Annotated in this window: 3 protein-coding genes; 1 reads left to right on the top strand and 2 read right to left on the bottom strand. The window is 29.3% G+C overall.

What is annotated here, in order from left to right; all coding sequences use genetic code 11:
- The first annotated feature begins 98 nt into the window (after positions 1-98).
- The gene (locus tag J5G60_RS17765; protein WP_150357180.1) at positions 99-869 is read left to right on the top strand and encodes a tRNA threonylcarbamoyladenosine dehydratase; all 771 of its coding nucleotides are present in this window, start codon (positions 99-101) and stop codon (positions 867-869) included.
- A 15-nt stretch (positions 870-884) separates the two neighbouring features.
- Here the strand turns inward: J5G60_RS17765 and J5G60_RS17760 are convergent, their stop codons facing one another.
- Positions 885-1,406, bottom strand: coding sequence for a hypothetical protein (locus J5G60_RS17760; RefSeq protein ID WP_150357181.1), 522 nt, complete (start codon positions 1,404-1,406; stop codon positions 885-887).
- A 28-nt stretch (positions 1,407-1,434) separates the two neighbouring features.
- Positions 1,435-2,613 carry an alanyl-tRNA editing protein gene (locus J5G60_RS17755; protein WP_150357182.1) on the bottom strand — a complete coding sequence of 393 codons (1,179 nt, stop codon included), beginning with the start codon at positions 2,611-2,613 and terminating at the stop codon, positions 1,435-1,437.
- Between the last annotated feature and the right edge of the window lie 96 nt (positions 2,614-2,709).

Below are 2,709 nucleotides of genomic sequence, written 5' to 3'. Positions count from 1 at the left end.
GTATATAATATAAAATCTATTGCTTAAAAGAATTTAAAACTATATAATTTTATATGGTATTAATCATCAACATTTTATAGTTAAGAGGAGATCTTTTAATGAAACAACATGCATTTTCAAGAACTGAACTGTTAATTGGTACAAAGGCTTTGCAAAAATTAAGAGAAAGTACCGTAGTAATATTTGGATTAGGTGGCGTAGGTGGGTTTACTCTTGAATCACTTGCCAGAAGTGGTATAGGTCACCTAGTACTCGTAGACGATGACACTGTCTGCCTAACCAATATAAACAGGCAAATACAAGCCAACTTTCATACAATAGGTAAATATAAAGTAGATGTCTTAAAAGACAGAGTTTTAGACATAAATCCAAATTGCAGAGTAGAAACTTATCGTACATTTGTAAAAGATGACAATATAAATGAGATTATACCAGATAATACAGACTATGTAGTGGATACAGTTGATACAGTATCTTCTAAGATATCTTTAGTACTCTGGTGCAAGTCTCACAATATAAATGTAATAAGTTGTATGGGAGCTGGAAATAAAATGGATCCGACTCAATTTAAAATATCAGATATATACGATACAAAAATATGTCCTTTAGCCAAGGTAATGCGGCGTGAATTGAAAAAAAGAGGGGTAAGGGAATTAAAGGTCTTATATTCCGAGGAAGTTCCTCAAAAACCTAAAATTGATGAAGTGGTAACCTGCAAAGAAGGCTGTGTCTGTATAGGGGGCTCTAGAAAATGTCTTGCCAAGCGTCAAATACCTGCAAGCAATTCTTTCGTGCCTCCTGTAGCAGGAATGATAATAGGTGGAGAAGTAATTAAAGATATAATATATGGATACAATAATCATCAGTAAAAACAGAACTATTTACTAAATGTTATCTTGATCCTCTGAAGTAAAAGCATTTGTAGAAAAACATTTTTCTACCTCCTTTATTTCAGAAGGAAGTACCTTCCAATCCTTTGTTTTTATTTTATTTTTTCTTTTTAATTTAAATATCAATATGTTTTTTCTATTCTCCATCCATTTCCATTGAACAATATTTTCCCAGTAAGTAAAATTATAATATGCATTACTATAAAAACTCTTTTCACCTATTCCCTTCGAAGTGATTATTTTTATCTTGCTGAAATCATAAACACTAACCAATATATAGGCAACAATCAATACAGAAAGTATTGAAAAATAACCTGTCACCAATATGTAAATTATATATATCACAAGTCCTATAAAAATCAAAGATAGAGCTTTTCTTCTTTCAGAACTCCATTCCAGTATTAAAATATTTTTTCCATAATCTCTTTTAAAGGATCTTCCTTTCACAAAAGATAAAAAAAGCTGTGCTATTAAAGCCATAGATAACATTATTTTTAATACATTATCAAAATACAAACATTTCACCTAATTTCTTAAAATTTGATTATACCACTTTAGAATACAGGAAATTTGAAAAGCTTGCAATATCATTATTATTTAAAAATATTCCCTGTGCCTGGTAAGCATTTCCGCCGCCCTTCCCATTAAAACTTTTTATATTATCTTTAAACAGCTTTCCGCAGTTGATTTCATTTTTCAAATTATTTATAAACAATATTCTCTTATCTATATTTGAATACAAAATCAATATATATTTCTCCGACTCCTCCTCTAAAATAACAGAAGCTATAAGTTTAATTTCCTCAAATTTCTTATCATCATATCCCTTTAAAATTATATTCGAAGTTTTATCTTTAATAATATCCTTTACCTCATATCTAGCTAGGGTTTTTTTCATATCCTTGTTTTCTGTTAGAAGTTCTTTAATTTCATTTTTTTCAAAATTTACCCTGTCTTCTATGTGAAAAATCTCTGTTGAAAAATCTTTGCTTAAATCCATGATTATTTTATGTTCTTTCTGAAAATCCGCTAATGCTCTATTGCCGCACTTAAAATATATTCTAGTCATCTTTTTATACTTTTCTGCCTTCAGTATTTTCAATATACCTATTTCGCCAGTTCTTAATACATGAGTGCCACAGCAGGCACAGCAATCCATATTGAGTGCTTGAACTATCCTCACATTTTCTACACCTTCCTTAACTTGCTTTCTTAAAGGAAATTTCAAACTTTCTTTCCTTGAAACCACATAAGTTTTTATAGTTCGATTTTTATAAATACATTCATTTACTAAATTCTCTATTCTGTTTATCATGTTCTCATCCATAGGTTCTATATCAATATCTACCGTTACATGATCTTCCCCCAGATGAAATCCTCTATTGTTTCCATTGAATAAAGTAAATATAACTCCAGATAATAGGTGTTCTCCAGAATGCTGCTGCATATAATCAAATCTCTTTTTAAAATCAATTTTACAGGTTACACATTTATTTTTGGGTTTACCTTCAATACAGTGATATATAACTCCATTGTCCTCATATACATAATTTACCTTTAAGCCATCAATAGTACCTGTATCAGAAGGCTGTCCCCCACCTTCTGGATAAAATATGGTCTTATCTAAAACCACTTTTATTTTATCATCTTCTTCTAATATCCGTACTATTTTTGATCTACATTCTTTTAAATATGCGTCTTTATAAAATAATTTTTCGGTCAATTTTATCAGCTCCTTTTATGTTCTATTTTTATTATATACTTTATTTGGTTTACATTGTTTTTAATTTACATAATATTTATAATGTAAATTAAACAG

Origin of the sequence: Clostridium sp. HV4-5-A1G (assembly GCF_900184915.1) — a bacterium.
Lineage (GTDB): Bacteria > Bacillota > Clostridia > Clostridiales > Clostridiaceae > Clostridium_B > Clostridium_B aromativorans.
This window is presented reverse-complemented; position numbering and strand designations above follow the sequence as displayed.